23 protein-coding genes are annotated in these 26543 nt (G+C 47.8%); 16 read left to right on the top strand and 7 right to left on the bottom strand.

Going from position 1 to position 26543, the window contains the following annotated elements; translation table 11 throughout:
• Positions 1-188: 188 nt before the first annotated feature.
• The 4 genes from B9N89_RS22200 to B9N89_RS22215 all read left to right on the top strand — a co-directional run bounded on the left by B9N89_RS22200 (position 189) and on the right by B9N89_RS22215 (position 4865).
• Positions 189-875: an inorganic pyrophosphatase gene (locus B9N89_RS22200; RefSeq protein ID WP_132322969.1), complete on the top strand. Its 687-nt coding sequence runs from the start codon at positions 189-191 to the stop codon at positions 873-875.
• Between the two features lie 118 nt (positions 876-993).
• Positions 994-3537, top strand: coding sequence for an ATP-binding protein (locus B9N89_RS22205; RefSeq protein ID WP_132322967.1), 2544 nt, complete (start codon positions 994-996; stop codon positions 3535-3537).
• A gap of 164 nt (positions 3538-3701) precedes the next feature.
• On the top strand, positions 3702-3905 hold the full coding sequence (locus B9N89_RS22210) for a hypothetical protein (RefSeq protein ID WP_132322965.1): 204 nt from the start codon (positions 3702-3704) through the stop codon (positions 3903-3905).
• Positions 3906-4031: 126 nt separating this feature from the next.
• On the top strand, positions 4032-4865 hold the full coding sequence (locus B9N89_RS22215) for an SDR family NAD(P)-dependent oxidoreductase (protein WP_132322963.1): 834 nt from the start codon (positions 4032-4034) through the stop codon (positions 4863-4865).
• A 25-nt stretch (positions 4866-4890) separates the two neighbouring features.
• Here the strand turns inward: B9N89_RS22215 and B9N89_RS22220 are convergent, their stop codons facing one another.
• On the bottom strand, positions 4891-5571 hold the full coding sequence (locus tag B9N89_RS22220; protein WP_132322961.1) for an START domain-containing protein: 681 nt from the start codon (positions 5569-5571) through the stop codon (positions 4891-4893).
• 217 nt (positions 5572-5788) lie between these two features.
• Positions 5789-5959, bottom strand: a complete 171-nt coding sequence (locus tag B9N89_RS31495; protein WP_159455560.1) for a DUF6435 family protein — start codon at positions 5957-5959, stop codon at positions 5789-5791.
• A gap of 336 nt (positions 5960-6295) precedes the next feature.
• Between B9N89_RS31495 and B9N89_RS22225 the strand changes: the two genes are divergently transcribed.
• The 5 genes from B9N89_RS22225 to B9N89_RS22245 all read left to right on the top strand — a co-directional run bounded on the left by B9N89_RS22225 (position 6296) and on the right by B9N89_RS22245 (position 12610).
• Entirely contained in the window at positions 6296-7480 is a 1185-nt protein-coding gene (locus tag B9N89_RS22225) for an imelysin family protein (RefSeq protein ID WP_132322959.1), read from the top strand.
• Between the two features lie 35 nt (positions 7481-7515).
• Positions 7516-8913, top strand: a complete 1398-nt coding sequence (locus B9N89_RS22230; RefSeq protein ID WP_132323017.1) for a di-heme oxidoreductase family protein — start codon at positions 7516-7518, stop codon at positions 8911-8913.
• Entirely contained in the window at positions 8913-10019 is a 1107-nt protein-coding gene (locus B9N89_RS22235) for an imelysin family protein (protein ID WP_132322957.1), read from the top strand. The genes B9N89_RS22230 and B9N89_RS22235 overlap by 1 nt, the downstream gene beginning before the upstream one ends.
• Positions 10020-10025: 6 nt before the next feature.
• Positions 10026-11306 (top strand): HTTM domain-containing protein, encoded by a 1281-nt coding sequence (locus B9N89_RS22240; protein WP_132322955.1) that lies wholly within the window; start codon positions 10026-10028, stop codon positions 11304-11306.
• A gap of 101 nt (positions 11307-11407) precedes the next feature.
• Positions 11408-12610: a fatty acid desaturase family protein gene (locus B9N89_RS22245; RefSeq protein WP_132322953.1), complete on the top strand. Its 1203-nt coding sequence runs from the start codon at positions 11408-11410 to the stop codon at positions 12608-12610.
• Between the two features lie 19 nt (positions 12611-12629).
• Here the strand turns inward: B9N89_RS22245 and B9N89_RS22250 are convergent, their stop codons facing one another.
• Complete coding sequence (locus tag B9N89_RS22250) at positions 12630-13748, bottom strand: hypothetical protein (RefSeq protein WP_132322951.1); 1119 nt, start codon at positions 13746-13748, stop codon at positions 12630-12632.
• A 287-nt stretch (positions 13749-14035) separates the two neighbouring features.
• Here B9N89_RS22250 and B9N89_RS22255 point away from each other — a divergent pair, with 287 nt between their 5' ends.
• On the top strand, positions 14036-14608 hold the full coding sequence (locus tag B9N89_RS22255) for a peroxiredoxin (protein ID WP_132322949.1): 573 nt from the start codon (positions 14036-14038) through the stop codon (positions 14606-14608).
• On the opposite strand, the gene B9N89_RS22260 is transcribed toward B9N89_RS22255, so the two are convergent.
• A complete protein-coding gene (locus B9N89_RS22260; protein WP_132322947.1) occupies positions 14605-16344 on the bottom strand; it encodes a sensor histidine kinase in 1740 nt (579 codons plus the stop codon). The genes B9N89_RS22255 and B9N89_RS22260 overlap by 4 nt on opposite strands.
• Before the next feature lie 386 nt (positions 16345-16730).
• On the opposite strand from B9N89_RS22260, the gene B9N89_RS22265 reads away from it, so the two are divergent.
• The 4 genes from B9N89_RS22265 to B9N89_RS22280 are packed head-to-tail and all read left to right on the top strand — an operon-like array spanning position 16731 to position 20462.
• The gene (locus tag B9N89_RS22265; protein ID WP_132322945.1) at positions 16731-17690 is read left to right on the top strand and encodes a TRAP transporter TatT component family protein; all 960 of its coding nucleotides are present in this window, start codon (positions 16731-16733) and stop codon (positions 17688-17690) included.
• A 12-nt stretch (positions 17691-17702) separates the two neighbouring features.
• A complete protein-coding gene (gene dctP / locus B9N89_RS22270; protein WP_132322943.1) occupies positions 17703-18671 on the top strand; it encodes a TRAP transporter substrate-binding protein DctP in 969 nt (322 codons plus the stop codon).
• Between the two features lie 3 nt (positions 18672-18674).
• Positions 18675-19184: a TRAP transporter small permease gene (locus B9N89_RS22275; RefSeq protein WP_132322941.1), complete on the top strand. Its 510-nt coding sequence runs from the start codon at positions 18675-18677 to the stop codon at positions 19182-19184.
• A 9-nt stretch (positions 19185-19193) separates the two neighbouring features.
• Entirely contained in the window at positions 19194-20462 is a 1269-nt protein-coding gene (locus B9N89_RS22280) for a TRAP transporter large permease (RefSeq protein ID WP_200820767.1), read from the top strand.
• A gap of 54 nt (positions 20463-20516) precedes the next feature.
• Here B9N89_RS22280 and B9N89_RS22285 read toward each other — a convergent pair whose 3' ends face one another.
• Genes B9N89_RS22285 through B9N89_RS22295 form a run of 3 tightly spaced genes read right to left on the bottom strand, consistent with a single transcriptional unit; the run spans position 20517 to position 24011 of the window.
• Positions 20517-22040 (bottom strand): alkaline phosphatase, encoded by a 1524-nt coding sequence (locus B9N89_RS22285; RefSeq protein ID WP_132322939.1) that lies wholly within the window; start codon positions 22038-22040, stop codon positions 20517-20519.
• Between the two features lie 12 nt (positions 22041-22052).
• Positions 22053-23606, bottom strand: coding sequence for an exo-alpha-sialidase (locus tag B9N89_RS22290; RefSeq protein WP_132322937.1), 1554 nt, complete (start codon positions 23604-23606; stop codon positions 22053-22055).
• A 57-nt stretch (positions 23607-23663) separates the two neighbouring features.
• A complete protein-coding gene (locus B9N89_RS22295) occupies positions 23664-24011 on the bottom strand; it encodes a hypothetical protein (RefSeq protein ID WP_132322935.1) in 348 nt (115 codons plus the stop codon).
• Positions 24012-24105: 94 nt separating this feature from the next.
• Between B9N89_RS22295 and B9N89_RS22300 the strand changes: the two genes are divergently transcribed.
• Together B9N89_RS22300 and B9N89_RS22305 are read left to right on the top strand one after the other, a co-directional pair.
• Positions 24106-25332: a hypothetical protein gene (locus B9N89_RS22300; protein ID WP_132322933.1), complete on the top strand. Its 1227-nt coding sequence runs from the start codon at positions 24106-24108 to the stop codon at positions 25330-25332.
• 74 nt (positions 25333-25406) lie between these two features.
• Positions 25407-26540 (top strand): hypothetical protein, encoded by a 1134-nt coding sequence (locus tag B9N89_RS22305; RefSeq protein WP_132322931.1) that lies wholly within the window; start codon positions 25407-25409, stop codon positions 26538-26540.
• Positions 26541-26543: the final 3 nt, after the last annotated feature.

The raw sequence follows: 26543 nt of genomic DNA on the forward strand, positions 1-26543 counted from the left end.
TGGCAAAGTAAGTAAGAAATATATTTCTCGAACCGAAGATCTTGTTCGAGTCATCGGATGAGCGTTGCAAGCAAAGAATTTTACGGATCACCTTGATTTCTATAGCCAAAGCCATTAATAATTGGCCTCTTGAATCGTGGTTGAAACCACTCAATGACTTGAATTGTTAATAAAAAGGTAAGATACAGATGACGACCGTTGATGCAGAAAAGCTGCTGAAATACATCTCGAAGGTTTTCAAGCCCCACCCCTGGCACGGCCTGGAGGCTAGGCCCAAGGGCGATGAGTCCCTGGTCAACGCCTATATTGAAATTGTCCCAACGGATCGCGTTAAATACGAAATTGATAAGGATAGCGGCTACCTAATGGTGGATCGTCCACAAAAGTTTTCAAATATCGTCCCGTCTCTTTATGGCTTCATTCCGAGAACTTACTCCGGAGAAAAGCTAGCCAAATACACCAACGACTTGCTTGGTCGTACGGATTTGGTCGGTGACAGCGATCCTCTTGATCTCTGCGTGCTCACTGAGAAGCCAATCACCCATGGTGACCTTCTTCTCAAAGCTGTGCCCATCGGTGGCTTTAGGATGCTTGATGACGGCGAAGTCGACGATAAGATCATCGCAGTTTTAAAAGACGACCCTATTTACAGCATGTGGGAAGATGTCTCTGCTTGCCCTGAGTCGGTGATCAACAGCCTGCGTCACTACTTTCTTACATATAAGGAGATTCCGGGTTCATCCGAGAATCAGAAGATCGAAATCACACATACCTACAGCCGAAAAGAGGCGGAAACCATCATCGCTCTTGGTTGTGAGGACTACCAGGATAAGTACGGCTTTGTCGGTTTGGATGTGATTTTTAATGCTGACTAAAATGATGCTGTAAATATTAAATATAAAAGACCTTTTTAAGGTCTTTTTTCTTACCTAAAAATCACTTCTGCCGCCTCCTACAGTGCCGATCCCGATAGGTACAACCGTGGGGAGTTTCATGGCTCAAGGATTTGCAAATACTTGGAGAACCCGCTGGCTGGCATTCGTCGATGCGTTTATTCCCGAATCGATATCAGGGGACTCCGTTCGAAAGCGCCGGGGCCGTTTTGTAGTCATGAGTTCATTCACCATCGGTTTGCTAATGAGCGCGATTGCCACCCTTGTCGGTTTCCGTGTGGGCTTTGATAGTTGGAATTTTTGGGTGTCTGCCTTGGCTGCTGGCATCCTATTTTGTGTTCCACTCATCCTACGACTTACCCGTAGCCTGACATTTAGCAGCTGTGTAATATCCGGCTTTGGCTTGTTTGTGGTACCATTGCCGATTCTCAGTGGTGCATCCTTTATGGAGAACCACCTTCTTTGGTTAGTATTGATAACCTTGGGCTCTACTTGGTTCCTTGGCTTTCGTCTGGGCTTTGTCACAATGATTCTTGCTTTGGCCGAAGTGTGGGTCCTCTATTTCACTTTAGGTATTCACGAAGCCGCTAGCGCGTCCGTGGAAAGTCACTTCATTCTAAGAAAATGTGTGATCATTTCTGTAATGGTTGTTACCACTTGGATACTGACCTATCTCAATGATAAGGCAAACACCGCCTCTCAAGAGGAACTTGAACAGAAGATTCAGGATAAGGAACGCTTTAAGGTGCTCTTCACCCACTCCCAAGACCCTCACTTTCTGATTTCCAAGTTGGGCCTTATTGAGTTTAACGATGCGGCTTCAAGAATGTTGCGTTGTACCCAAGGGGGGCGCATGGCCAAGCTCCTGCACCAAGTGAGTATGGGGTCTGGTGATGGTCCGGTACGAAACCCTATCGAACACTACGAGCAAATATTCACAGAGATTAAGGTTAAGGGGTTTATTAGCCAGGAAGGACGGGTACAGGTTGGCGAGCAAACGATCCCACTGCAAATCCTCATGTCGCTGGCGGAGCTTCACGGCGAGCCTGTCTTGCTTATGAACTGGCACGACTTGACGGAAGTGAAGAAAGTGGAGCAACGCTTGATTCAAGCGGAGCGTGAGGCACTTCGAGCTGCTGATACAAAGTCAGCGTTTCTCGCTAATATGTCTCATGAGATCCGCACACCTTTGAATGGTATCATCGGCTTCAGCGAAATCCTTATGGAAAGTGAGCTTGATCGTAAGCAAAAGGATGCCGTTAAAGGGATGCAGATCTGCGGTGAAACTCTGATCACTCTCATCAATGATATTCTAGACTTTTCGCGCCTGGAAGCAGGAAACCTCGATCTAACAAAGCATAGCTTTGACTTCCATAATACCTTGGAGACCTGTTTTTCGATGTTCTTTCAGGAGGCTTCCCTCAAAGGGATCGATCTCGACATCGATATTGGCTCAGGGGTCCCGCAGTTTGTCAAGAGTGATGAAAATCGGCTCCGACAGGTGGTAGTCAACTTACTAAGCAACGCGGTGAAGTTTACGGAACGGGGTTCAGTGCAACTCTATGCTGAGTTGATGAATCATGAAGAGGGTCATTCACGGGTGCGAATCCATGTGAAAGATAGCGGAATAGGAATTGGCGAAGCTGATCAGAAGCATCTATTCAAGTCGTTCAGTCAGGTGGACGCTTCTTCCACCCGTCGTTTTCAAGGGACCGGCCTCGGGCTTGCCATCTGTCGTGGTGTTTTGGAGGCTATGGGTGGTTCGATCTGGGTGAAAAGTGCGATTGGGCAAGGAGCCCATTTTACCTTTGAATTAGATCTGGAACATGGTCATCACGTGGTTCAGGGGGAGGCCCACTTTGAAGTATCTCTTCCCGATAATCTGCGGATCTTGGTGGTTGATGACAACGATCTGAACATAAAGGTCGCGATTCACCATTTAGATGGACTTGAGGCGGACATCCAGGTGGCTCGCAATGGCCAGGAAGCGTTGGACATGGCAAGCCGCGAGCGCTATGATATTTGCTTTATGGATTGCCAAATGCCAGTGATGGATGGCTATACTGCGACAAGAGAAATCATCCAAACAGTTTCCGAAGATCAGCGTCCCTATATCATCGCCATGACGGCGAATGCGATGGCGGGAGACCGCGAGGCATGCATTGCTGCGGGTATGAACGATTACATTGCCAAACCTGTGAAAAAAATTACGATGTTTAAGGCCATCGAAAAGGGCGTCCACCGCAGTGGCGAAGGCTCCAACAACGTTCATCATCTTAAAGACTATGACGAGGCCTCTGATTCAACTTTGAGAATTCTTGAAGATCGTTTCGATGGCGATATTAACTTCTACTGCGAGATGATTGACCAGTACGAATCGAGCTCTCGGGAGCAGATGGCTGAATTAAAAAGGGCGATTGAAGCCTCACAGATCGATCGTGAGTTATCACTTTGCCATTCCATGAAGGGAATGTCTCTCAATATGGGCTTTGATAGTATAGCTGAAATGTTTCTCCAGGCCGAGTTACTCCTTCGGCATGACAAAGGGCAACTCAACCTAGAGCGCTGGCGCTTCTTTCTCGACCGTATTGATGAGGATATCAGTCAGTCCCGGGCTCATCTTGCCTCGAAAAAGGCGTCCTAACCATCTAAAAAATCATGGAAACATCCAGTATGACGGAATGCTTCGCAGAGCTGGGTAGGTCAATCGAAAAAATTCAGTTTGCTGGCTTAAATTGCCGATCTAGTGGGAAAGAGCTTCTGGCATAATGATGCTATATGTCGAGTCCATTGAAAGAGGAGGCTGTGATGACGAAAGAAAAAAATCACAACATACTGGAATCCCTTAAAGCGGCGATTATCCACGACCCTCATCTTCTCGATCGGGTTCTGACCATCATTCGCAATACCCGCTCGACCACAGGCCAGTCGCTTGAAGATTACATGAAACAAAAAGAGATCCAAGAAAAAGATATCATCGAGCAACGGCGTCGCCAAAGCACTAAGTTTTAGTCTGTCACTTCGCAAATTTAGACTTTTGGCCCTCTAGTTTGACCGCTGGTTTATCAGCTTGCTATGAAGGTAGCTCCCGTCTAGAATGCCCACCTATCAAATCCTTACCAAACAACTGGAGGCGCCATGAGCTATCGGGATCAGGTGGTGGTAATTACGGGGGGAGCTTCAGGGTTAGGCCTTAAACTAGGGGAGGCTATGGCCCGCGAAGGAGCCAAGGTTGTGCTGGCTGACATCAATGAGTCAGGCCTACAGGCAACCAAGAGAGGCTTTAAAGAGCAAAATCTAGTGGCTGAATTCATGCAGGTCGACGTTGCATCTCATCAGAGTATCAAAGACTTGGTGACCGCTGTGATGGAGCGCTTTGGTCGTATTGATGTGATGATGAATAATGCCGGGATCGGCATGATTGGAAGCGTTTGCGATGTTCCCCTAGAAACTTGGGAGCGAATGATCGATGTCAATATCAAGAGCGTGATCTATGGCATCCAAGAGGTCTATCCTATTATGATCAAGCAAGGGTCGGGACAAATCGTCAATACCGCGTCCCTAGCTGGATTGATACCCATGCCTGGTGCGGTGCCCTACGGAATGAGTAAGCATGCCGTGGTGGGCCTTACCTTGGGTCTTCGGGCGGAAGCCGCTGCCTATGGAATCAAGGTCAACGTTCTATGCCCAGCCTTTGTCAAAACCAATATCCTTAAGGATTCTGCAGCTTATAATGTTGGCCCCCATGCCCTGAAAAAAGTGGTGGCTAACGCAGGTGGAGCGATCTCACTCGATGAGTTCATCACAGAGGCTATGGCTGGGATTCGTGCTAACAAAAGCCTTATCGTTTTGCCAAAGAAGGCTCGTCTCGCCTATCGGGTGTTTCGATTCTTACCGAAGAAATTTTTCCGAGCTAATGAAAAGTTCGGGCGGGGTGTTCGAAGGATGCGAGGCGCTGAAACCGCCCACTGATGATGGTTCCCATAAATACTTGTTACTACTTCATAGATATCTGTTTAAGGCTTCGTAGCTCATTCGCTATGATCTCATTGTGAGGGGTCTTGGCCTTAGCTGCTTGCTTTTCCATCGCGTTGAGTGTTTTGGATGGCCAGGACTTTTGAATCAGGTTGACTAACCAAGAGGGGATGTAACCCATAGGATCGGTTTGGATTTCTACAGATACCCTGGTCTTGCCATTAGGTAGTGGAGTAAGGACGTAGCGACTATCGATGAGATTGGCTCTGACACCGATGGTTTCAGGAGCATCGGGATGCTCCACCGATTTTAGCGAAACAATCACTTGGTTGGCAATATTGTCAATCTTCAAATCAAATTGTGTAACGTAGTCTCTGTTGAGGAGCGGCCAAGGTACCTTATAAGAAGAGTAGGCGATCGCCTTATACTTGCCCTGTTCTAAAAACTTGAAGTCGATTACCATGTCGACCCATTCGAGTCGTGATTTGCCGTTCTTGTCGAGTAGCACCTGGGATACTTTGGTGATAGGCTGGTTCATTACCTTAACCCCTTTGAAGGCAACCAGCGAACTGCCAGGGATCTCCTTGCGGAATACATCAACGCCGTCGTCGCGGTCGACTTTTTCCCAACCCTTACCAAATGCGGGAAACGTTAGAAGGCTCAGTGTCGTTAGGGTGGTTCCCAGGATTTTACTAATTTTCATAGCGTCATGCTCCAATCATTCTTTGCCCTAGACATAGCGAGAGCTTCGGAGATGCCATGATGCAAATTAATTAATTACATTGCTGACAGCGTAATCAACAGCTTAGGGACCCCTTAAACAGGCGGTTAACATATGAATCACGCTAAAATTGGTGGGAAAGGGGAGTCGGAAGCCATACCGGGAGGCTGAATTGAAACGGGCTAATATTAGCCCGCGCTCAATTTAGTTGCTCACGATCTAGCTTTCTCTCTAGGGAGTCAATTTCAGCCATCACTTCTGAATACTCCCGGAGCTTACCATTTCGCTGATAGAGCACGGCTTGCTCGTATAGCTTCTGAATCTGGTTCTTAATCTTCTTCTCAGGGTCGACTTTTAAAAAACCAAACATGAAGGGCTCTCCTAACCTGTTCATTCATTCTTCGGAATTGCCTTTCCATTCCTCAATACCTTTTCACTTTACATGGGTCAAAAAACAGGGGAATGCCACAAAGTGCGACTGATTCGAAACGAGGCGCCACATTGGGTGACAAGGTGTCACGGGCGAAACTCTATAACCTCTTATCTGAGCCCGCAGTTGCAGGGCGCGAAGGAGCTTATCAATCTATTTTTAAAATTCTTGGATATATGCTTGTGACTTGCAAATGAAAGTGATAATTGTTCTCAAGATCAGTTGAGACCCAGCCGATAGACTCTTGTATAAAACGAAAAATTGGAGAATAAGTCGATGAAATATAGGCTCATGAGCGCTCTATTGCTCTCTAGTACGCTTCTTGGTTCCTGTACCGATGATGACGAACCCATTCAGCCGACCAGTGAAGCAGCAGTTCAGAACTACGCTGCAATTGTTTACGCTAACTACACCGATGCCCTAGAAACAGCTACTGCATTGAAATCTGCTGTTGATAGCTTTGTCGAGGCTCCCAGTGAGGCTGGTCTGGAAGAGGCGAAGCAAGCTTGGCTCGCGTCCCGTGATCCCTATGGCCAATCTGAAGCCTATCGATTCTACGATGGCCCTATTGATGATAGCGATGGCCCCGAGGGTCAGCTCAATGCCTGGCCTCTCGATGAGGTCTACCTTGATTACGTTGACGGTGATGAAGACGCGGGTATTATCAATTCAACTCTTGAAATTTCTAAAGCAAGTATCGCTGGCTATAATGAGGGAGGCCAGGGAGATATCTTAAGTTCTGGAAGCGGTTTTGATGCTGAAAAAGCCATTGCCACAGGTTACCATGCCATCGAATTTCTGCTTTGGGGCCAAGATCTGAGTGCCACTGGCCCTGGGACAAGACCTTATACAGACTACACAACACGGGCGAATGCCGACCGACGAGGGACGTATCTCAAGCTAACAGCTGAGCTTTTGGTCGAAGACCTTACCACCCTTGTTGCGGATTGGGCTCCCGAAGATGCCAGCAACTATCGCAATGCAAGTTTCCTAGCTCAAGACACTAGCGAGTCACTGAAGGCTATGTTCACCTCTATAGGGATTCTGGCAAAAGGTGAACTGGGTGGAGAGCGAATTGATGTCGCTCTTGCCAACAAGTCCCAGGAGGATGAGCATTCGTGCTTTTCAGATAACACCAATGCTGATATCTATAACAACGCTTTAGGCGTGCAAAATGTGTATTTAGGTCAGTATGGAAGCCTTACTGGCACCGGCTTATCAGCACTTGTGGCAGAAGTCGATCCAGATCTTGACGAGGAGATTAAAACCCTTCTCGACGAAGCGGTGACCCTTGCTAAAACACTGCCTTTGACCTTCGATCAGATTATCGTGGATGAGAGCTCTGATGGCTATGCACAGGCTAACAATCTGGTTATCAAGCTTCAGGAGGTCGCTGAAAAACTTGTCTCAGCAGCAACTGCTGTAGGCCTTGGAACAATAAGCGTTGAGTTACCGGAGTAAGAAGAGAATTGAAAGAACTGTTAGTCGTTGTCCCTATGACTCTTGCCTTGGCGGTGCTTGCAGCAGCTTGCACAGAGAGCGGGAGTGAAGACGGAAACGAATCCCTTGTTAGCGATAGCTTTCAGCTTGGCCCCCTGGGGGGCCAAGCGACTGTTTATGATAGCACGTCCCGGGCTTTCTCTCGCGAGGTGGAGAAGCTTTCTATTGAAGAGTCCCGCAGCTTTAATCGTGGTCGTGCTCTTTTTCGTGACGTGTGGGTGATTGCTCCCGCATCTACCAACACACGAGATGGTCTTGGCCCAGTGTTCAATGCTAGGGCCTGTGAAGCCTGTCATGTGGAAGATGGTCGTGGCAGACCTCCAGAGGCAGGCCAGCCATTTACAACGATGCTGGTGAGGCTAAGTATTCCTGGGGAAGGCAGCCATGGAGAGCCATTGCCTGTGCCGAACTATGGCGGACAGCTACAGAACTTCTCTGTTCCCGGAGTGCCAGCAGAAGGTTCTCCTTCGGTGGAATACCTCGTTCAAGCAGGCTCCTTCGATGATGGTGAGGCCTACGAACTCCTGCAACCACAATATAGTTTCGACAATCTTGCTTTCGGAGCTTTGCCAGCTGACCTGCTTTTTTCCCCGAGAGTGGCTCCGAGTATGATTGGTCTAGGGCTTTTAGAAGCCATTCCTGAGCAAGCCATTCGAGATTTGGCTGATCCGGAAGACCAAGATGGTGATGGAATCTCAGGCCGTATCAATGAAGTCTGGGATTTTGAGGCTGAAGCCTTGAAACTGGGGCGATTCGGTTGGAAGGCAAACCAGCCGAACCTTCGTCAGCAAACCGCTGGTGCTTTCCTAGGGGACATCGGCATAACATCCAGCATATTTACCAATGAAAATTGTGCCGAAGCGCAGGCGGAATGTACGGCTGCTGCCAGTGGCTCCGAGGATGGCCAGCCCGAATTAATCGATATTATTCTTGATGATGTCACCTTTTATTCGGCAACCCTTGCAGTTCCGGCACAACGGAACGAAAGTGATCCTGAAGTCATCGCGGGGAAGGCTTTATTTTTTGAAGCGAACTGCAATACCTGTCACGTTGCTCAGTTTGAAACAGGAGATAACCCTTTTTCTGATCGCCTTGCCGGGCAAACCATCCACCCTTTCACAGATCTGTTGTTACATGATATGGGGCCGGAACTGGCCGACAATCGACCCGATTTTCTAGCTTCAGGCCGTGAATGGCGAACGCCACCGCTCTGGGGCTTAGGTCTCATCGAAACTGTAAATAGTCATAGTCGTCTGCTCCATGATGGTAGGGCACGAAACATCAGTGAAGCAATTCTATGGCATGGTGGCGAGGGGCAATCATCTCGTGATGCCTACAAGGCCATGTCCAGTAGTGAACGGCAACAATTGATTAAGTTCTTGGAGTCTTTGTAATGAAATACTTCTGGTTTGTCGGCCTAAGCATAGGCTCTTTAGTGCTTTGGCAAGGTTGCAAGGAGGCGGGTGATCCAGCCGCACAGACGGTCGTCGATCGTCAAAACCTTTTAGAACTCTACGCCGATTCGATCATCCTGCCAAACTATGAAGACCTTGCTCAGAAGGGTGAAGCCTTAGAAACGGCAGTGTTGGAGCTTTGCACCAATCCTAGCGCTGAGACCTATAGTGGTGCACAAGCAGCTTGGTCGGCTGCTTACCTCGCATTTGCTACCACTGAAGTTCACAATTTCGGTCCCATTAAATCCCAGCGGCTCGACTCAAAGATTCATTCCTGGCCGATTCGCGTGAATGATATTGAAACTTTTATTGCTGCGGGAGCCCTCAGTGAAGCCGACGTGAAAGCCGGTGGGGCTCTTGTAAAAGGCTTGCCAGTGATCGAATATATGATCTACGGAGCCAATCGTGATCTTGATGCCAGTGCCTTCGTTGCCGACGAAAGCCGCTGTCAATATTTGCTGAGTTTAACCGCCACCTTAGCCGATAATACGGCTGCATTACACAGCTCTTGGGCTGAAAGTGGTGATAATTTTCGTCGTGATTTTGTTGACGCTGGCTCGGAAGACTCCATGTATGGAAAACAAACCGAAGCACTAGACGATATGGTGAATCAGATGATTCACACGATTCAATTCATTGAAGGTGATAAAGTGGCAAGACCCCTAGGCAAGCGGAATAATGGGGTTGCCCAACCTGATGACGTCGAGTCTCCTTATGGACAGTTGAGTAAAAGCCTGATTCTTACCAATCTAAGCTCGATCCGGCAGGCATTTCTTGGCGGCGATAGTCTTCAAGACAACAGCGTGGCAGCCATCATTCAAGAAAGCTCTCCCGAGCTGTATGAAGAAGTGACTGCAGCGATCACCGCTGCCGAATCTTCGTTAGGTCAAACTACAGGCAGCCTGAGTATCGCGGTCCAGGGGGATGAAGCAGCGCTGGTTGAAGGCTGCTTCACGAGCCTAAAAGAGCTTCTTCGCTTATTTGCAGCTGATGTTGCTGGAGTCCTGGGGGTAACTCCAACCTTTAGCGACAACGACGGAGATTGATCTTAAATGGAAACGGGTGGGCGAGGGGCAAGCCTATGCCGGCAGCTGTCGAAAAAGATCCCCAGAGACTCATTGGTAATCTATCGGATCTTTTTCGGACTCATGATGGTTTTTGCCGTGGCTCGACAGTTTTACTATGGCTGGATTGACCAGTTCTACCTCAGCCCCACTTTCCATTTCTTTTACGAAGGATTCTCTTGGGTTAGGGCATTACCAAGCCCTTGGATGGAGTGCCTTTTTCTCATCGTTGGAATTTCGGCCTTAGGGATCGCCCTGGGCTGGTTTCACCGCTGGTTTTGTTTGCTATTCTTCTGCTCGTTTACCTACATTGAGTTGATCGATAAGACCACCTATCTTAATCATTACTATCTGGTGAGCCTCCTGGCTGTGATCCTAGCACTCATGCCCATCGGTTCTGGTCGAGGCTCTCAAATAAACCAAGCTTGGCTGTGGCTCCTTCGCTTTCAGGTGGGGCTGGTGTACTTCTTTGCCGGAGTTGCCAAGCTTGGATACGATTGGCTGGTGCTGGCTCAGCCCCTCAAAATCTGGCTAGCTGCCAATCAGGACTTCCCACTCATCGGGCCATTTTTCGCTTATGAAGAAACCGCCTACTTAGCAAGCTGGAGTGGTGCCCTGTTTGATCTCACCGTTCCGTTCCTCCTTTGTTTTAGGAAAACTAGAGTTCCCGCTTTTCTTGCCGTTGTGGTTTTTCATGGTTTGACGGCGAAACTCTTCAACCTAGGAATGTTTCCTTGGCTGATGATTGGCAATGCATCCCTATTCTTTCCCTCTGATTGGCCCAAGAGACTTGGGATTACATTGCGCTTCAAGGGATCATCCCAAATTCGGGATTTTCCCAAAGCCTTAATCTTACCGATCGCATTGTACCTATTGGTGCAGATTTTGTTGCCGTTTCGTCATCACCTCTATGGGGGCAACCTTCTGTGGCACGAGCAGGGGTTTCGCTTTAGCTGGAAAGTGATGCTAATTGAGAAAGCTGGAGTGGTGCGATTTATCGGAGAAGATGCCGATGGCCAGCAGAGTTTGTACTACCCTCATGATTATCTTAGCCCGGTTCAAGTAAAGACCATGAGCACGCAGGCGGATATGATAGTTCAGTTCGCTCATTTTCTGGGGCAAAGACAGCCTAATCTTGTAGCAGTCTATGCCGAATCGTTTGTTGCTCTGAATGGTCGTCGAAGCCACCCCTACATGAATTCTGAAGTTAACTTACTCCTGGTATCTTCACTTCATGCTGGGGATCATGTGCTACCGTTTCCCGAATAGGCCTAGTAGACCGCAGTTGGTGTCACCTAACTTTTTTACTATACTAGCTAAATAAGTACCTATATGGTGTAGGCCTTGCAATCCACAAGGAAGAGGTAAACGTGGTCTGGTTAAAACAAAAGCCCTCCCAGAATCTTCGAACTCGTTTCGAAGAGCGCTTCTCAGACATTGATTTGGACGGATTTACAAAAGAATTACAAAAGCTCGAAGACAAGATTCGCGCTGATTTTGGGGCAGATGATCGCAAGCACTTGAAGAAAATCATCCGCTGGGGTCGGCTTTCATCATTCGCAGGCTACGCAACAGGAATGCTCATTCCCAACCCGGTTTCTGCTTATCTTATCAGTCAAGGAAAGTTCACTCGTTGGACAACCATAGCTCATCACGTCTTGCATAAAGCCTACGACAAAAGTGAAGATATAGGGCCTCACAATAGTAAAACCTTTGCCAAAGGCTGGCGACGCTTCTTTGATTGGTTAGACTGGATTGATCCAGCCGCTTGGGAGAAGGAGCATAACGTTCTTCATCACTACCGTCTTGGCGAGCGATTCGATCCTGACGTGTTCGAAGACAACGTTCTGCCTGCACGGATGATCAAAGCTCCTCGTTGGCTGAAGGTGTCGATATTGTCGATTATTGCATCCCAGTGGAAATGGTCCTACTATGCACCATCAACTATCAAGCAGCTTTTTAGCCCGAAGAAAAAAGATGGTGCCGATTCGTACTTCGATCGCTTGCAGTTTGGTGATCGAACCTTCTGGCCATGGACAAAAGAAGGTTGGGCGCTGATGCGGCTGTCCTATATTCCCTATGTAGTCATCAACTTTGGTTTGGTTCCGGCTGGGTTTTTGGTGTTTGGAATACCCGCGGCGGTCAACATTTTCTTAACTCTAGTTATGGCTGAGATCATCACCAACTTACATACCTTTGCCACAATTGTGCCGAATCATACAGGCAGCGATCTCTATCGCTTCGAAGGAGCCCCGAAGGATCGGCAGGAGTTTTTCATCCGCCAAATCGTAGGATCAGTCAACTATAAGTGCGGTGGTGACCTGAACGATTTTCTTCATGGTTGGCTGAACTATCAAATTGAACATCACGTCTGGCCCGATATGACCTTACTTCAATATCAAAAGGCGCAGCCGGAGCTGAAAGCGCTCTGTGAGAAATATGGTGTTCCTTATATTCAAGAATCGGTTTGGACAAGGTTGAAGAAACTCATCTCCATCTTTACCGGTGAAGAATCGATGATGGCTATGGAAGGAAAGCAGGTTCGCACGGCCCCCATGGGGACCGCATCGTAAGAAAGCCTAAACCCTGGGCCTAAGACTCCCGCCAGCTTAAGGTCGAGTAGGTCCAGGATAGGATGGGGTCGTTGTACACATAGTCAACTGCGGCACAGGCTCCATCGTAGCGAATGTAGCCAGAGAACCGTTCATCTCCTAGCACAATCAGGCAGGGCGTTAGGACTTGCTTGTCGAAGGAAATGGTCAATGGATCGTCTTGAGCCTCGCTCCATTGCAGTTCTGCCTTGCTTTCAATGAGTTTAACGCCATTGAGTTCTTCCATGAGCAATCCCTGCCGATTAACGTATCGGCAGTAGTTTTTTCCCATCTGATACTCTCCCATGAAAGCTTGCTGGGCCATCTCAACGAGACACAGGTAGCGATCTTCCTGGGGGGCAATTTTCATTGCAAAAGCTGCATCGCCGAGGGGGATAGGTCTAATCTTGCCTTTGCTTGGTCCTTCTGGCTCTTCAGGGTCAGGGGTAGGATTTGGGTCGGGATTCGGGTCCGGGTCCGGGTTCGGGTTCGGGTTCGGGTTCGGGTTTTCGTCGCTATCCTTATAGAGGGTGATCACAAAACCATTCACCAGTATCGGCGTTGCTGCTCCTGTGATAATCTCAAAGGCTGGGGCATCTCTGCCATTGCTTGAGAAAAATATTTGATCCAACTTCAGTGGGCCAGTGGGCACGGTTTCCTTGATCTGGGTATCGAGGACTTTCTTGCGATTCGGTCCGTTTTTTTGATAGATGCTGAGGGTTTGGTTCAGCTGAGCCTTTTCGTCGAAAAAGGCAAAGCGAATATCATACTCCCCCTGGGGGAGCCCGACGAAGCTCATGCTCAGTTTGGTGCAGGCGCAGAGGGCATCTAAGGTGAGGTTATGGAAAAAAACATCCAGATCACCATTGCGTTCGACATAATTGAAACCGCAAGGGCTATCAAGCCTGACAGTAAGAGCTTGGAAGTTAAAGGCCTCGTCAAATGTGCGAGAGTCTTTGGTGATCACTCGTTCGTCACCTTGCCAGGCATACCAAAACATCTGGGTTTCCGTTTCTTGAGTCCCAAAATCAACCTCAAGTCTAACATCGGGGATCAAGTCTCCATAAGCTGCGGTTGGCAAGCTTATGGCAAGTGGCAGTAGTAGGCCAAATAGATTCATTTAAAGTTCTCCTTCATCGTTCCTAGTGAGTCCCAAACCTATCTGAAATAAAAAGCGAACGCCGCAAAAACCTTGTGTGAAAGGTTTAGACTTACTCAAGGTGTTCCCGTCATTGAACGAGCTTCGTTGAATGAAAGTGACAAGGAAGGCAGTTTTGAAGAGGCTGCTCGCTCTGATCCAGAGCTTGCATTAGAACGATAGCATGTTAATGTTTCTGTAGCCGGTGTCATAGCTGCCTATTCTACCGGCTCGAAGCAATCTAAATGCCTGTTGAGAGGAGATTTACCATGACGGTTATGCAAAATGTTCCAGAAGTTGTTTTCAAAACCCGAGTTCGTGACGAATCCGTAGATGGACCCAATCCGTTTCGTTGGCAAGATCGTACTACGTCCGACATCTTCAAGGGTAAGAAAGTAGTTCTGTTCTCTCTCCCGGGGGCATTCACACCGACTTGCTCTTCCAATCACCTGCCACGCTATGAAGAGCTATTCGAAGATTTTAAGAAACAGGGTGTGGATGAGATCGTCTGCCTTTCGGTGAATGATGCCTTTGTCATGTTCCAGTGGGGCAAACAAATCGGCGCTAAAAATGTGTTTCTCCTGCCAGACGGCAATGGCGAATTCACAAGAAAAATGGGAATGCTAGTCAACAAGGATAATCTTGGCTTCGGCCTTCGCTCCTGGCGCTATTCCATGCTAGTAGACGACTGCAAGATTGAGAAGGTTTTTGTTGAACCAGGGTTCTGTGATAATGCCGGTGACGACCCGTTCGAGGTGTCTGATGCCGATACCATGCTCGCTTATCTAAAAGGCGAGAAGCCGCAGGGTGTTTCCAAGCCTGTGAAGGATTTTCTTGGCTAAGATGTCGGTAATTCCACTTGAAAACAGGTGGACTGATTTTTTCGATACCAGCTTAGTCGACCCTGGTGTTGGTTGACAATCGCCATAGCAAGGCTCAGATTTAACCCTGAGCCTTTGCCAACATCCTTGGTCGTGAAAAAAGGCTCTGCAATTCTGTCACTCACGTCCTTACTAAACCCAACCCCATTATCGCAAATACTCAGTCTCATGATCCCATCAGCTGCGGTGCAAGTGATCGATATCTGAGGTTCAAAAGTTTTTTCTACCGCATCGATGGCGTTGTTTAGTAGGATAAAGGTCACCTGTGAGAGTAGGTGCGATGGGCAGCGAGTCCGTACCTTCAAGTTAATATCGGTTTTTACCTGGATTGACATTTGTAGAATGCGACTTTGACAAAGAAGAATGGCATTCTCGATGGCGGCGGCTGAGGGAATCGAGTCGCCATCTTCAAAGGTATTGCCAGCTGCCATTTGGAGAAAGCTTTCAGTCACAAAGTGAATCCTGTCCGTCGAGCCTTGGATGCGTTTAATTATTTTTTCAAATTGCGGGCGGTCGCTTTCATCGACATTGATGCGGTTCAAGTTCCGCGTATAGCCTGAGATAATCGCCAACGGATTGTTGATCTCATGGGCAATGCCACCAGCCATGTGAGCGAGTGCTTGGAGTTTCTCCTCGTAAGACTGGTGGTTGAGCTTGATTCCCAAAGTGCTCGAACTTCTGCCCCGATTTCGCAAGATGATGCGATGGATTGCGAAATACAAAGAAATAAGTAGGAAGATTAGCGAGGTCCAGCAGACCAGATCAAGGTGACACTCTTGCCCTTCTTTGAGTCCCAAAGAGATACTGGCAAGCAATAGCAAGTAGGAAAACTGATAGAGGGATTCGTTGGCATTGATCTGTTCCCGATGCACGATCATGTTGACGACTGTGTAAACGATGATTAGTGCAACGAATGCGCGATAGACGGGGATAAAAGCCTGGAGCTGGACCAAGCCCAAGCTGCTTGTGACAGTGGCGATGGCGAAAAATACTGCTGCTGCGTTGCGGCTGAATAACGTCCACGGACGGCGATAGGATAGCTCCAAGCCAAACATGGCAAGTTGCAGTGGCAAAGCAAAAAGGGCTAAAAGCTTTAAATTGAGCCAAAAATCAATGTTGTCAATGAGTAAGTAGCGACTTTCGATCGCGCTACTAAAGTAGATTGACAAGGGGATGGCGAGAAACGAAAACATCAAGGCTGCTCTGCGCTTGGTAATGAGATAAAGCGTTAGAGCCATAAACCCAGATAGCACGAAGAGAAAGGTTAGGGCAATATGTATACCGTCATCACGGAGCAGTTTTTGTAAAGATCCTGCGAAGGAATCGATCCTTAAATCGAATGGCACTTGCTGCGGGTTGGGAGCATTTAAAATCTCCAGTTTGATCTCACCATCTGAATGTGTTGCTGGAAGACGCACCATGTACCACTTTACACGTCCCTTTCCTTCCAAAGAGTGATGTTCGTGTATTACAATATCATTCCAATACACTTTGAACTGATGGTGGCGGCTTCGAAAGAAGAAGACTTCGTCATCGGCCTTCAAGGATAGTTTTTGGCTCAATGTATACTGAGAGGAGCTTTCTCCAAAGGCTAGCAACCACGATGTATCAGGCTGAACCTGTGGTGGCTTGGGAGCCAAGAGCCACAGGGCAAGCAAAATTACGGGTAATAGCAATAGAGGAAACACTCGCTTCATAGTTCTTCAACAATCAGAATGGTTAACTCGAATACTATTCCAGTCGGAACATACATAGTAATTTTCACTAGGCTGTGAATAAATGATGAATTGCCTGTTATTTCAGCAACTTTGCAGCCTCAGTTTTCTTGTAATTCTTATTGGGCGTTTGTCTAGGGTGTCGTTATTTCTTCAAAGATTTCAAAGGACTAGCTGAAATAAATTAACGCATCTGTGATACCAAAGTCGCCCGTGAGTGCTTTCGTCAGAGACTTCTTTGAGGCGGGTAAAGGGCGGGAAGGCAGATCGTGAAGCTCCTGTAATGATTGTATAAGGTGCTGGTAATCGCCGGCAAGATTGATTAGAATCATCGTAAAGTTGATCTGTCGCTCAAGTTGAGGTGTTTCATGTTGAGACTTGTCCTACTTTGTTTCGTGTTCGCTAGCCTGTTGTCTGGATGTAGTATCCAACGCCTGGCTATAGGCCAACTAGCTCCCGCCCTGAGTTCTGCCTCACCTAAACTTCAAGAAGAAAAAAATTGGGATCTTTTTAAAACTGCCACACCGGGTTCCTTGCAGCTCGCTGAGATTTTACTGGTCAGTGATCCAGGCAATGAAGATCTTCTGGCTTTATTGACAAAGGGCTATGCTGCTTACGGTTACGTGGTGAATGATACAGAATATCTTCACGAGCGACTGGCAGATGTGGATGAGGTGCAGCACAAAAGCCGGGCCTTATTTAACCTGGCAAAGGGTCTTGAGTATGGCTTCGCCTATCTGGAAGAACAAGGTGTGTCCTATCTCGCCATGCTGGAAGAAGGTAAGAAAGGTCGGTCTTTAGACTATTTAAACAGCAAGCTCGATAAAGGCGATGGGCTCGACCTAGAAACGACTTTTTTTACCGGAACAGCTTGGCTCCTCCTGGCGAACCTTCGCAAAGACAATATGATCTTGGTATCTCAAATCAGTTCTGCCTTTCAGTTGATTGAATGGGTTTGTACCAATAAGCCAAACTACCAAAACGGCTTGTGTTCCGCCATGACAGGAGTGTTTCACCTAGCGAGGCCAAAAACCTTAGGCGGAAAGCCAGAGCTGGCTGTCAAGCTGATGCAGGAGGCTATGAAAAAACATCCAGATAACTTGCTGATTCCTGTAGTTTATATGGAGTGGTATCTTATTCCATTTGAAAAGCAAGATGAATTTCAGGCTATCAAGAGAAAGCTTGCTCCGAAGTTCAAAGATCGGGCGAAGCAGCATTTTATACCTGGTGAAACACTTCAATCAAAGTCCAGCATGTTAAACTTATTCAATGCAATGGCTGAAAAGCGATTTCAAGCAATCATTCGAAATGAAGGTGAACTTTTTTAAGGGTTTGGATCAATGAAACTGTCTACTATTACGATGCTCTCACTATTACTCTCGGCGACTTTGCAAGCGAAGACTTTCAAAGTTGGAACCATGATTCCAGAGGGAACAAACTATGCAAATCTTCTCGAAGAAATGGGCAAGGAGATCAAAAAAGCCACCAACAAACGAGTGAAGTTCAAGTTTGTTTGGGGCGGTGTTGCTGGGGATGAGCCGGATGTCTTGCGAAAGATTCGGGTTGGTCAGTACCATGCTGGAGTATTTACAGCTAAAACCATGGCTGATGTTTACAGCGATGTGCGCGTTATGGAGATTCCCTTTAGCTTCAAAGACCGCGCGCACTCACAGAAAGTTTTGTCTGAATTCCGTGACGATTTTGAAAAAGGACTGGCAAAAAACGGCTTCGAGAGCCTCGGTATCTATGAGACCGGCGAAATATATATTGTGACTAAAAATAAAGTGGACAGTATGGATGGCCTCAAAGGCCAAAAGCTCTGGCTTTACCAGGGGGATAAGCTTGCCGAGGCCTTTTCAAAGTCTCTCAATCTCGTCGCTGTGCCCGTTGCTTTGCCTGACGTCCTATCATCCTTGTCGACGGGTATGATCGATGCATCTTATGCCCCAGCCCTTGGAATCGTGGCCCTTCAGTGGCATTCAAAAGTTTCCTATATTGTCGAACCACCCTTTTCCTATCACTTCCAGGGATTCCTTCTGCGAGGCAAAGATTGGCGCAAGATTCGCATCGATGACCAGAAAGCAATCAAGAAAATCACAGCTGAGTATCAAAAGAAAATCAGCGACTCCAACTACCAGGATGGTTTGACGTCTTTTGAAGCGATTAAAAAGCAGGGTGTAAAAGTCATCCAGTGGCCTAAGAAAGATATTGCTGGCTTAAACAAGGTTCGATCTGAAGTTTTAAAAAGCCTAGTGGACAAAAAGGCTTTGTCTCAGGATATTGTCAACAAATTCAATACAAAGCTCTAGACCATGAGAAAAATCGTCTCCGTGATGGGTACCATCGACGAGGGCCTTGATCGCTTTTGCACCATCGCATTGATGGTTGCGCTGGGGATCATGATTGGGGCCACACTACTCAATATCGTCCTTCGATGGTTCAATACCACTCTACTTTGGGTTGAACCCATGACCAGGCAACTGGTATTTATCGCTGCCTTTCTCGGTGGTGCTGTGGCGACCGGCTCACGTAGCCACATTGCGATCGATCTTGTGGGTCGTCTGCTAGACACTTTTGGCCTCCAGAGTATCAAGGCCGTAATCGATCGTCTGATTCTAAGCTTTTGTTTGCTCGCCGTTGTATGGACTGCATATGCAGGCTACCAGCTTGTTCTAGTGGAGTGGGAATTTGGTAAGATAGAATTTCTTGGTATCCATAGTAGTGTCTTCATTGCTGTCGTGCCAGTCGGGCTTTTGGTGATCGCCTACCGATTCTTCTATCTACTTGTCGCTAGTTTCTTTTCAACAGACGAAGCGGGCTAAGGAGGCACATTGGCTACCATAATCTTTACGGGAATTGTTTTGATGGCGCTGATGGGTGCGCCGATCTTTGCGGTTTTTTCCTTATTAGCTCTCACCGCCTTTCATTTTGCCGAGATTGAGACTTCGGCTGTGGTCATTGAGATGGTGCGCTTGGCTCACCATCCGACACTGCTTGCGATCCCCGTCTTTACCTTTGCTGGTTACCTTTTAGCAGAATCTAAGACCCCTGATCGCTTACTGCGCCTCGCCCAAGCGGGCCTTGGATGGATGCCAGGAGGCGTTGCTATCGTGAGTCTGCTGGTTTGTGCTATCTTCACCGCATTCACTGGAGGAAGCGGGGTTACGATCATTGCGCTAGGAGGTTTGCTATTTCCGATCCTGTCGAAGGAAGGTTACTCAGACCGCTTTTCACTAGGGCTCATCACAGCATCCGGCTCCTTAGGGCTTCTGTTTCCTCCGTCGCTACCTATCATTCTCTATGGCTTGGTTGGCAAAGTTGATATCGATAAGCTTTTTCTCGCAGGCATCGTGCCCTGCTTTGTACTGATTGGTATCCTTTCCCTTTATGCGATTTGGATGGGTCGCGGCAATCAACAACGAGCGCCGCGTGAGCCATTTTCAATCGATGAGTTCAAGGGAGCCCTGTGGGGAGCGCGGTATGAGTTGCCTATACCCTTTTTCGTGTTGATAGGGATCTATGGGGGCTTCACAACAGCGTCGGAGGCCTCGGTTGTGACCGCTGCCTATGTATTGCTGATGAACTGTGTATTGTACAAGGATCTCAGCTTCACTGGAGATGTGCCTAAGATTACCAAGGATAGCATGACCCTAGTGGGAGCCATCCTTCTGATTCTGGCTTGCGCTCTAGGCTTCGTCAATTATATCGTTGACGAAGATGTGCCGATGCTGATTTTGGAACTGATGAAAGAGCATGTGGACAGCCAGCTTACGTTCCTCTTGTGCTTGAATGTCTTTCTGCTGCTTGTGGGAATGATGCTCGATATCTTCTCAGCGATTGTGGTTGTGGTGCCCATCATCACACCGATAGCTGCGGAGTTTGGGGTTGATCCCATTCACCTGGCTGTGATTTTCTTGACCAACTTGGAAATTGGCTACCTGACACCTCCTGTAGGATTGAATCTCTTTATTGCGAGCTTTCGATTCGAGCGGCCTGTGACAGATATCTATAAGGCCAGTATTCCGTTCCTGATTCTGCTGATCATCGCCCTCGTGATCATCACTTACATTCCTGCAATCACCCTATTCTGGTTTAAATAGCGCAAAGAAAGGCCCTTTCAAGGGCCTTTCTTTTCTTGCCTCTGGCATGCTTCTTCAAAGATCTAGGACTTTTCTGATTCCATGATGAACTTCGGTCGCGTGCATGATGCCCTTGAAGTATTGCCCGGCTGAAGGAAAACCGTAGATCCAAGACGCCACGGGATTAGATGTGTGAGTCCCTGTGCCCCAGACAATTGGGTAATCGCGAAGGGTGACTCTGGCTAGAACTCCTAGAAATCGATAGATTTCGCCATTGTAGTAATTGGCTAGAAACTGATCATAGCTTTCCATGTCGCGGTAGTCTTTGAGCCCAGACGAATCGATTGTTCTAACCAGTAATGTTGCTTCAGCAGTGGAAATTTTTACTGGGTAAGAATCGTTGACGAGTTTTTTCATAGCCTCTGCTTTTCTTGCTTGCAGGTCAAGAGCTAGAAACTCCTTTAAAACGGACAGCCCCTTGCGTTTCTGCTTTTTCCAATCGAGCAACATCGTCTCTTGGCCATGGGAATAGCGAGGCTCATATTTGGTTTGGTTTAAGGTAAACGAAGGCGCGATATTGCGACTGCTGTAAGTAAAGCCCAGGCCGCCCGTTTCGTGGTCTGCTGTCACTAACAGTGCGGTGTCCTTGTCCTTTTCAACCCAATCGATAAGCTTGCTTAGTATGGTATTGGTCATGATCATCTGCTCAAGCAAGTAACCTAGATCGTTATAGTGGGCGGCCCAATCGATCTGGCCAAATTCTACGACGAGAAAAAAGCCTTTAGGATTGCGAGCAAGCAGACTTAGCGCCTTGCTGGTCATCTCATCCATGGTTGGTGCACGAGGAGAGTGATTCTGCTGGCTCGCCCCGGTCATCACATCATCCATGCTCCGAGGTGAAAAAAGCCCTAAGATAGGCAAGGCGTTCGCTGCATCAAGCGTGGGATGATCGAATACAACGGCAATGCCATTATTTTGAGCCTCCCTGATGAGGTCTCTTTCATCAAGCCGGGCTGACTGTACCGCTCTCTCCTTAGGAATAAGCCTTCGATATTGTTTATAGGTGCTATGTGTTTGATCGTTGACTGTTTTAGGCAGAAATGCTTCGAAGCCACCAGAAAGCATCACGTCAACTCCGCTTTGGATAATGTCACTGGCAATTTCTGGATCCATCTTGCGGCTGATTTGGTGGGCCAGAAATGCAGCTGGGGTGGCATGAGTGATTCTGGTGTTGCTGATAAAGCCTGTGCTCATTCCCCGTTTCTTGGCATCGTCAAGAAGCGTGCGCTGGGGTGTGCCGTCGTACTTTAGGCCCACCATCCCGGGGCGACTCATCATGCCGATAGCAAAGTGGGTTGCAGCTGCTGCCGAATCTGTCGTGATAGCCTCATAGGCTTCGGTACTGGTTAAGAACAGCTTGCCGTTTTGATCGAGTCGATGGAATTGATTCTTTGTCTGCTGCTGGCTGGCATTGAGATAGTACTCAAGGAGTTTGATCTGCTGCATACCCATCCCATCCCCAATGACGAGGATAAAGTTCTTAGGGCTTTTGGCTATCAAGGGGCTGCTAATTAGAGCGCACAGAAGCAAGCGTTTCATCTGATCTGACCTCTAGGAGATTCTCATGGCTTCATCAAAACTTATCTTCTCAAATACGTGAAGCTGCGATTGTAGGCTACAGTTATAAACTTTTACAGGCTTGTCTTTTAAATACTGAGCAGCCTTTTCGAAAGATGTGATCATCTTAGGAAACTCAGTGTTATTGTGGTTGGCAGAGTGATAATCAAAACCGAAGAAGTGAGTTTTCTGGGATGTGTTCTGTAGATCTAAGCCAAGGAAGAAAATCTGATTGAAGCCCATATAAATCGCTAGTTGTAGAGCAAAGTAGGAGATTGTGTACCCCGTATAGATGCCCTGGGATAAGTCATCGCTAAAGCCCTCCGCCCCCCGGTTTTCCATCTGAACGCCCCAGGGCCGGCCTTCAAGAGTGAAAAGGCAGCGGTGATCCTGGAGTTGGTCTTGATATTGATCGAACAGCCTTTGATCAAACATACAGTGGTAATAGCTGTTGGGGTACTTGAGAAACGAGCGATTAAGGCCCATGGTCATCCTGCGATCCAAACGGGATAGGTCAAGGTCTTGTATAGACGGACCTGAGGCGATGATAAACAAGCTTTTGCCTTGGTGAATCTGCTTAAATCGAGCGATTCCTTGCCGCTGCATACTAACTTCGCTAATTTCAGATTCTTTGGGGTTGAATGCTACATGCTTGATCATACGCCGGTTATAGGTATAGACCCCTTGGAGGTCAGAGCCCTCGAAGAAGAATTGGGGGTACGATAGCTCAAAGCGGATCTTGTCGAAGTGCCAAGGCTCTTGCCAAGTTTTGCCTTGGTCCATGCTTTGGTTCAAGCTCAGGGGAAAGCGTTGATGCTCCTTAGTGTGATTGTAAATGAGTGAAATCTCATGTCCTTGGGCTGCTGCTGAGATTCCGGCCTGGGGGCAGGGGAGGCCCGTATCGATCAAGCCTGACCACGAATCGCCACTATCCCGGGATCTGGCAAAGTGAATGGTATCGTTGTCCCGAATGGGGCGGAAAAAGATTAGCAGTTCGCCATCGGCAGCTGGCACCAATTGTCCTTGGATGATGCCAGGGTCAGGAAACTCATAGCAGATTTTCCAGTCGGTGAAAGACTCCCTCGCCTCGGCTAGGAAGCTGGTCATGGTTCTCTCATCGTATAAGGGCAGGAGCCATCGGCCCCTGAGGTATAAGGGGGGATGTCGAACCAGGAAGCCTTGGGGCAAGCGCAGCCTCTGAGGCTGACGTAGCGGATGATGAACCTTAAAGCTGGTGTAATTCAAAAAAGCCTGATCCCAGTAGCCATTGTCAATCGAGCTGTAAATGATATGGAAGGTGTTCTGCGGACTTTCAAAAAGTATCGGATTGCCCAGAGACGCACTTTGGGCTTTGATAAGAACTTTGCTGCTCTGCCACTTCTGATCACGAGTCTCCGCGTAGCAAAGTATCGCTTGCTTGGTCTCTGCTTCTTTGTAGGCATAAAAGACCATATGAAGTTCACCGCGCCGGCCTTTTAAAAGGGAGGGGCAGTGGCAGTACGGGTGCTCTTCTTCCGGGGAATGAATAAAATGGCTTTCCAAGGGCATCCCAGCTCATGATTTTTTGCAGAGGTCCTAAGACATCATTTTAGCTGGGATCTTAGATTAGTGAAAGGTTTGCTGCTCGAACAATACTTTAGATTGAATGAGTTCATCAGCGCTAAGCTCCAGTGTACTCGCGATGAAGCGACTGGCTGCATTAAAATCCTTAGCGCTATCCCAAATTTGCAGATAGATCCCTAAAAGCGCCCCAAGCGCCTCGTCGTCGTCACCTGTTAGAGTTAAGGTCATAGATTCATTGCGTATATCGTCTAGTGAAAGGTGTTTAGCAGCATCGCTGAGCTGCCAGAACATGAGTCCAAACATGGGCTTGTAGATTTTTCGATTGGCGCGAAGAACCTCTTGAATCTCTCTGAGCCGCTCTCGTTGCTGTTCGATATTCTTGTTTGGCATGATGTCACCTGCTTTGCTAGGTTGTAGATATATTAAGTACTTGCCTTTAAATTTTAGGAAAGTAAAAATAGAAATTTTATACGCGAGGTCCTGGATGGTGTCAATAAGCGAGAATTCTGAAGTATTTGAACCACTTATACTCGGAGGTCATCCGCTACCAGGGCTTTGGAAATTCATGCTTCCGGAAGATTTCCAGTACTTTCGTTTGCCCCGTGAGCAAGAATCCAATTGCAGCGCCTGCCCCCAGATCGAAAAACAGGGCTTCCGAGAAGATTATCGCTGCTGCACCTATTACCCGAGAATTCCAAATTTTATGTTGGGTCTAGCTCTCAGGGACAAGAATCTCGGTCCAGGGCGAGACAGAATTCTCAGCAATATCAAAAATCGATTTGTCATACCCGAGGGAACGCAAGCGTCACCATCTGTTTGGCTGGATTCTGTGGTGCAAAACAGCGAGGATTTATTTGGCAAGGGGCGCGATGTCCTATGTCCATTCTTGATACCCGAGCAGCGCAGGTGCGGCATCCACAATTATCGAAATTCAGTCTGCTCAAGTTTTTACTGCGAAATGAGTCATGGTCCTGTCGGGGTCGAGTTTTGGGATCACCTGCAAAGCCTTATCTTGCAAATAGAAACGGCCTTGGCGCAATGGATTTTGTCGGAGCTTGGGGTTGATGTCGACGAATACTATAAAATCTTTGATCGCTGGGCCAGTGATCTGCCAGCGTGTAGCGGCCGCGATGGCTCTTGGTCCGAGGACATCTATCGCGAGCTATGGGGCGACTGGCTTGGCCGAGAAGAGGAGTTTCTGGTGGCCTCCGCAGATCTCGTTTTGGCTAGGCAAGAATCTTTATACGAAATTGCTAGCAAGTTTCCGATTCGACAAACCAAGAGTTTTGAGAAGGCAACTTACGAGGCTGTGCCGGAGGTTCATCAGAAAGAGCGAGACCGTGAGCCTTATGTCGATGGCATCGCGGTCCCCATCGATAGACTCTGGTATGAGTTTCAGGCTCAGCACAAGAACCTGTGGGTTTTTCCCTTGGGTAAATTGCTGGCTTGGATGTCTGATGTGTCTCTGGAAGAGAATCCAAAAGACGAATCAGTGCCTTCCTTTTACAGAAAGTTTCCATATCGAATTGTCCAAGGCCGGCGGTATCAATATCTTAACAATCAGGAAGCCGAGGCATTTCGTCTTTTTCAAAGTCCGGTGGAGCTTAACAGCGATTTACTCGGCGCTATGGACCGCCATCTTGAAGACCCAAGAGCCAAACTCTCACAGTGGCTGAATCGCGGACTCTTAACAACGGAACTAGCCGAGTAAACAATCTCTCTTGTGGGAAAGAATGCCCCACAGGACCCTGTGATATAATTACCATATTCACAGAGGAGTTGCGTTTGCTACGAATGTTCCTGGCCGTACTGATCAGCTGGTCGTGGTCTGCCAGAGGTCAATTAAAGGAATCTACTGCTCCTATCTGGAGAGGCGAAGAGTTTAAGCTCAACGAAGGGGGCATTTTCTTCAAGCTAGTGCCTTCCCGAGGGTTAATCAAGCAGGGTGCTGGTCAATCAGAGCTTAAGCTGATCCATACGGCGAGCCTCAAAGTCTATAAACTCGACTATCACATTGTAAAAGACCTAAAAGCAGCTGTTAAAATCTGGCGCCTGCCTGTTGGTGAGTATCGCATTGCTCAACTAACGGTTAGCACCAGTCGTGGTTCCTATCAATTTAAGGGGCCCTCCCAAGATACTATTCAGTTGGGAGCTAGGAAAATAAATAATGGGGGACGTTGGTTTGCTATTGAGCGGAAAAATAAGCAATTGCTCCTAGTATTGAAAAACCCCAAGGTGGGGGTGAAGCCTGCCGATGGTACGGGGGGAATCGCGATTCCCAAGCTGCCGAGCCAGGCAGGGAAAGCATCGATCAAGCCCCAGGCACTGCCGAGCCAATCGAAAAGCCCGACGCCGCCCCCCCGTCTGCCGAGCAGCCGTAATCCGCCCAAGCAAAAACCTCTGCCTATTGCAACCCCCCTGCCCCGAGGCGGCCAGATCCCACCAAAGCAGGCGCAGGGTGTAGCAAAGCCAGCGCAGGAAAAGACCGAATTCCAATCACCGACGAGCAAGAAAATGCTGCCTAAAATTGTCCTGCCATCCCAACAATCTCAACGGCAGTATCAGGATATTCGGGCTACATACACCGTCAAGCAAACCATTGCGATGTTCTACAAAATCGATCTCAAACGCAATAATCGATTTGCCCCTAAGTTTCGCAAGGTGATCCAAGAAAATGATGCGAACTTGAGGAAGTGCTATATAACACGGTTAGAAGATAAGCATAATCTGAAGGGCTTCATACAGTTTAAGTTTTTGTATTCTCGAAAAGATAAGGCATTCAGAACTCTAAAAGTTGTCAAACAAACGCTCAATGATCCAAAGATGGTGGAATGCCTTTATTGGGAGGTTGCCGGGCTTACCTTTGCCGTACGCAAAGATATGCTTGGCGATCTAAAATTCACCTTTAGCACCCGCTAGGAT

Source organism: Pseudobacteriovorax antillogorgiicola (genome assembly GCF_900177345.1).
Classification (GTDB): domain Bacteria; phylum Bdellovibrionota_B; class Oligoflexia; order Oligoflexales; family Oligoflexaceae; genus Pseudobacteriovorax; species Pseudobacteriovorax antillogorgiicola.

Excerpts from the sequence above, each read along its gene's own strand:
- B9N89_RS22230 (WP_132323017.1), top strand. The coding sequence starts at position 7,516 with ATGACTCTTGCCTTGGCGGTGCTTGCAGCAGCTTGCACAGAGAGCGGG.
- B9N89_RS22260 (WP_132322947.1), bottom strand. The coding sequence starts at position 16,344 with ATGAAGCGAGTGTTTCCTCTATTGCTATTACCCGTAATTTTGCTTGCC.
- B9N89_RS22275 (WP_132322941.1), top strand. The coding sequence starts at position 18,675 with ATGAGAAAAATCGTCTCCGTGATGGGTACCATCGACGAGGGCCTTGAT.
- B9N89_RS22200 (WP_132322969.1), top strand. The coding sequence starts at position 189 with ATGACGACCGTTGATGCAGAAAAGCTGCTGAAATACATCTCGAAGGTT.
- B9N89_RS22285 (WP_132322939.1), bottom strand. The coding sequence starts at position 22,040 with ATGAAACGCTTGCTTCTGTGCGCTCTAATTAGCAGCCCCTTGATAGCC.
- B9N89_RS22235 (WP_132322957.1), top strand. The coding sequence starts at position 8,913 with ATGAAATACTTCTGGTTTGTCGGCCTAAGCATAGGCTCTTTAGTGCTT.
- B9N89_RS22215 (WP_132322963.1), top strand. The coding sequence starts at position 4,032 with ATGAGCTATCGGGATCAGGTGGTGGTAATTACGGGGGGAGCTTCAGGG.
- B9N89_RS22255 (WP_132322949.1), top strand. The coding sequence starts at position 14,036 with ATGACGGTTATGCAAAATGTTCCAGAAGTTGTTTTCAAAACCCGAGTT.
- B9N89_RS31495 (WP_159455560.1), bottom strand. The coding sequence starts at position 5,959 with ATGTTTGGTTTTTTAAAAGTCGACCCTGAGAAGAAGATTAAGAACCAG.
- B9N89_RS22300 (WP_132322933.1), top strand. The coding sequence starts at position 24,106 with ATGGTGTCAATAAGCGAGAATTCTGAAGTATTTGAACCACTTATACTC.
- B9N89_RS22220 (WP_132322961.1), bottom strand. The coding sequence starts at position 5,571 with ATGAAAATTAGTAAAATCCTGGGAACCACCCTAACGACACTGAGCCTT.
- B9N89_RS22250 (WP_132322951.1), bottom strand. The coding sequence starts at position 13,748 with ATGAATCTATTTGGCCTACTACTGCCACTTGCCATAAGCTTGCCAACC.
- B9N89_RS22205 (WP_132322967.1), top strand. The coding sequence starts at position 994 with ATGGCTCAAGGATTTGCAAATACTTGGAGAACCCGCTGGCTGGCATTC.
- B9N89_RS22290 (WP_132322937.1), bottom strand. The coding sequence starts at position 23,606 with ATGCCCTTGGAAAGCCATTTTATTCATTCCCCGGAAGAAGAGCACCCG.
- B9N89_RS22295 (WP_132322935.1), bottom strand. The coding sequence starts at position 24,011 with ATGCCAAACAAGAATATCGAACAGCAACGAGAGCGGCTCAGAGAGATT.
- dctP (WP_132322943.1), top strand. The coding sequence starts at position 17,703 with ATGAAACTGTCTACTATTACGATGCTCTCACTATTACTCTCGGCGACT.
- B9N89_RS22225 (WP_132322959.1), top strand. The coding sequence starts at position 6,296 with ATGAAATATAGGCTCATGAGCGCTCTATTGCTCTCTAGTACGCTTCTT.
- B9N89_RS22240 (WP_132322955.1), top strand. The coding sequence starts at position 10,026 with ATGGAAACGGGTGGGCGAGGGGCAAGCCTATGCCGGCAGCTGTCGAAA.
- B9N89_RS22210 (WP_132322965.1), top strand. The coding sequence starts at position 3,702 with ATGACGAAAGAAAAAAATCACAACATACTGGAATCCCTTAAAGCGGCG.
- B9N89_RS22265 (WP_132322945.1), top strand. The coding sequence starts at position 16,731 with ATGTTGAGACTTGTCCTACTTTGTTTCGTGTTCGCTAGCCTGTTGTCT.